General features: G+C 37.6%; 6 protein-coding genes. 1 reads left to right on the forward strand and 5 read right to left on the reverse strand.

The genetic code is table 11. From position 1 onward, the window contains the following. Nucleotides 1-170: 170 nt before the first annotated feature. From K245_RS0120850 to K245_RS0120860, 3 genes are all read right to left on the reverse strand, one after another. Nucleotides 171-530: a hypothetical protein gene (locus K245_RS0120850; protein ID WP_027360720.1), complete on the reverse strand. Its 360-nt coding sequence runs from the start codon at nucleotides 528-530 to the stop codon at nucleotides 171-173. A 136-nt stretch (nucleotides 531-666) separates the two neighbouring features. Then, a complete protein-coding gene (locus K245_RS25790) occupies nucleotides 667-1,275 on the reverse strand; it encodes a hypothetical protein (RefSeq protein WP_051284507.1) in 609 nt (202 codons plus the stop codon). A 287-nt stretch (nucleotides 1,276-1,562) separates the two neighbouring features. Beyond that, on the reverse strand, nucleotides 1,563-1,889 hold the full coding sequence (locus K245_RS0120860; RefSeq protein ID WP_027360722.1) for a hypothetical protein: 327 nt from the start codon (nucleotides 1,887-1,889) through the stop codon (nucleotides 1,563-1,565). A 341-nt stretch (nucleotides 1,890-2,230) separates the two neighbouring features. On the opposite strand from K245_RS0120860, the gene K245_RS27915 reads away from it, so the two are divergent. After that, nucleotides 2,231-2,395 (forward strand): hypothetical protein, encoded by a 165-nt coding sequence (locus K245_RS27915; protein WP_156906873.1) that lies wholly within the window; start codon nucleotides 2,231-2,233, stop codon nucleotides 2,393-2,395. A gap of 91 nt (nucleotides 2,396-2,486) precedes the next feature. On the opposite strand, the gene K245_RS0120875 is transcribed toward K245_RS27915, so the two are convergent. Next, on the reverse strand, nucleotides 2,487-2,903 hold the full coding sequence (locus tag K245_RS0120875; RefSeq protein ID WP_027360724.1) for a hypothetical protein: 417 nt from the start codon (nucleotides 2,901-2,903) through the stop codon (nucleotides 2,487-2,489). A gap of 112 nt (nucleotides 2,904-3,015) precedes the next feature. Further along, nucleotides 3,016-3,462 carry a hypothetical protein gene (locus K245_RS0120880; protein ID WP_027360725.1) on the reverse strand — a complete coding sequence of 149 codons (447 nt, stop codon included), beginning with the start codon at nucleotides 3,460-3,462 and terminating at the stop codon, nucleotides 3,016-3,018. Nucleotides 3,463-3,562 lie beyond the last annotated feature (100 nt).

Consider the following 3,562-nt stretch of genomic DNA (forward strand, 5'->3'; position numbering starts at 1 on the left):
TTAGCAACATTTACGATACAAAATAAAATAAAAAATATTGAAAATATAGATTTCATAGTGGACTCCGATATTTAATAGCTAACGGTGAGCTAAGCTGCGCCGCCGCTGCTTTACTGGAAAAACCGGTGCGTGTCGGCGTCAGCTTGGGCGACTTGTTATGTTTTTAAACATCATATTACCTCTAATGTACCATCCGGCATTATGATATTTATACTTTCATACATTGATTCTTCGGTATGAAAGCATATGGCCGAATCACCTGTTAACTCTATACGAAATACAGTGTCTGATTCTCTAATAACTGAAACCACTTCTTTGGTTACAAATATATGAACACTACTTGTATCAAGCCACTCACAGTCAAAACACAACGTTTTGAGACCTTTAACTTCAAACTCCAGTTTATATGAAGATTGAATAATAATTCCATTTTCAAATTTTACTTGAGCATCGTAAGGGCCAACGCAAATCATGTTTATTTGATGCCCTACCAATTCATTAAGCTTAAGTTTTTCAGGTAATAAATACATATTATAGTAACCTAACGGTGAGCTAAGCCGCGCCGCCGCTGCCTGACTGGTGAAATCGGTGCGTGACGGCGTCGGCTTGGGCGACTTGTTATGTGAGTTTTTTACTTTTTTACAAACGCCTCTCAAAGCTATTGTCTTATATATTTAGCCATACTTCAGGAGGCAATTTGACTGATTCGATATGTTTTCGCCAAAATTCAAGTTTTGTTTGTTTGCCTACTCTTGCATCCATTGTCGATGGGAAAACATAAGTCTTGTTTATTCGTTCAAATACATCTTTAAATGACATTTCAATATAGAATTTCATATATTCTTCGAGTGTTTTTACGTCTCGCACGCCTGATTGAAAACCACTTGTGACTTGCGGAAATTGTACGCCCAATAATGATACTTTTTCTTTGATTTGCGGAAATTTTTTTTCAACAGTTTTTGGAATTGTCAAAAGATCTGGAATTCCACAGAAAACAAAGCCATCTTTTTGACTCCACGCACGAAACAAAAACTGCTCTACCGGAATAATGCTTGCAGATGTTGCTATCTCTGAATAGACAACACCACTAAAATGATCTCTTATAACATAATGTATCAAATGATTTTTATTTGAATCACTGAGTTTATCGAGATTCATTTCAATTGCTTTGCTCTGAAATTTTATAGTGCCATCCTTTGTAACCCAATAATGCTTAGAAACACTTACTGTGAGTTGGTGAACATGATTAGGATGAAGGCTTCTATATGATTGCACAATTTTCCTTTGACACATAACGAAGAGCTAAGCCGCGCCGCCGCTGCTTTACTGGAAAAAACGGTGCGTGTCGGCGTCGGCTTGGGCGACTTGTTAGGCATTTTTTTATTAATTTGAGGAAATATCAATGCCAATAAATACAGTTATATCTCCACCAGTTGTTATTGAGGAACAGGCGGCATATGAGAATAGAACCGTCTGGTTGTTGTCTTTCGGCGGTAGCAACCCTACTCCTGACATGTGCATTGAATTAACGGAAAAACAATGCTGGTGGCTACATGAAATGATTATGAGAATTGACCCCAATCTCTTTGAACGTGCCAAGGAGAAGTTTTTGTACTCCAAGTAATGAATTCAGCAGGGTCAAAATTTTCTTCAAGGATATTCATGGTTTTAATTTGGTTTGGCTCCAGTGGTATTGGATGAGGTTTTTTGCCGCTATCTGGAAAATAGTCCCATACATGATAGCGATTGATCCCGTCTTTAAACTTTCGGCTCGGGCCAAAGTCCATTGGGGCACATTTACGGACGATTACGCTACCATCTTCCTTTGAGAAAAAATGCAAATCGATTTTCGATTTATCGTGGATTGCTTGGATAAATTTGTCGTGCATAATTTTTGTCCCTTTTTTCTATTTTAACGGATTATTGATGGTGCGGATAAACCGCGTTTCATAAAGCCCAACGATGAGCTAACTGGCGGGGCGAGAAACCAAAGAAAAGTGACGGCGTTTGACCCGTCCAGTTTAGTGACTTGTTATATGTCTAATCAATAATACCGGAAGGTATAAATTGAGTTGGCGCACCAACAGGTGTTGGTATTTGTACTATCTTGTTTTTTGACTTGCACTCAGGGCAAACATAATAGCGGTCACCCGTAAGAGCATGTATTTCTGAATCTTGTGCGGGGAAAACGGTTTCGCACTTTACATTTTGACATTTAAAGGATGGACGCATGGCTATAACCTTTCAAGAAGCAATAGAGTTAACAAATAAAGGTATACTTATCTGCTGCCCGATATGTCATCAGGCATTAGATATTGACCTCGAAGACAAAACCATGACCTGTGCAGAGCATGGCGGGGAATGGGTTATAAACGAACATATAACGGTGAGCTAACCCGCCGGAAGACTGACTTACTGGAGTCGCTGCGTGTTTCCGGTCGGGTTGGGCGGATTGTTATAATTACGATACAATGCTATTAAGAGAGCTATAAGTTAGTTGTTTTTATGGAAATATTTTTTGTTCCGAATATTTTCATCACTTTTTCTGGAGAGAAAGACCATACAATAATTGATTGTGACAGATCTTTCCTATTATGGGATATTGATATTCCTTTTGATAAAATATGCTTTTCTAAACTTACCTCAACTATTTCAGTATAATGTAAAACAATTTTAGCGTTTCCGTATGCCAATAGCATAAAATCATCATAAAGTGAATGGCGAACAAACGGGGCTGATAAATTGATCCCATCGAACCGACCGCCACATTGCTCTTGAAATATAGGAGTTTTTCCTACTTCACAATCCGCTTTTAGTTTTCCACCAACATATACGAAGGCAAATACCAAAAAAACAAAAATTAGAAATATAAAAGGGAATAGATCTGTTATATCGTTAGTCATAGTTTTTATCTGTAATTATAACGGTGAGCTAAGCCGCGCCGCCGCTGCCTTGCTGGTGAAATCGGTGCGTGTCGGCGTCGGCTTGGGCGACTTGTTAGAAAACTTTGACGTTTTATGTGGCTAAAATTTTTTTTAAATCTTGCCTCGTTAGAATATACCAAGATAACAAAAAAAGTATAAAAGCTATCAAAACATCAAATATATCAATAGTTTCAAAAGCATATTTTGCAAAATCTCCTAAATATAGAATGATATAAATAAGTAATATGACAGTTATCTGAATCAGCCAAAGTTTACGTGCCCATTCTTTACTTTTGAGAAGTCCAAAACCTGTTATTGCACCAATAAAACCAGATACGGTTATTAGAGTACAGGTAATTAGCCAATGCATAGACCAATTATACGAATCAAAGTCATACTCAAATCTCATTAAAACAACAGTAAATTCTAAGAACTCTGAAATTTTTTTAACTATAGTAATCCCATATAAGCCAAAAGCAATTTCAGCTAAAGAGATCAAAAGAATTATAATAGCGAATATTCGTAATTTTATTTTCATTTTTCTAACGGTGAGCTAAGCTGCGCCGCCGCTGCCTTGCTGGTGAAATCGGTGCGTGTCGGCGTCAGCTTGGGCGACTTGTTAGAACTTTGGAGATTGA

Origin of the sequence: Desulforegula conservatrix Mb1Pa, assembly GCF_000426225.1 — a bacterium.
GTDB lineage: Bacteria > Desulfobacterota > Desulfobacteria > Desulfobacterales > Desulforegulaceae > Desulforegula > Desulforegula conservatrix.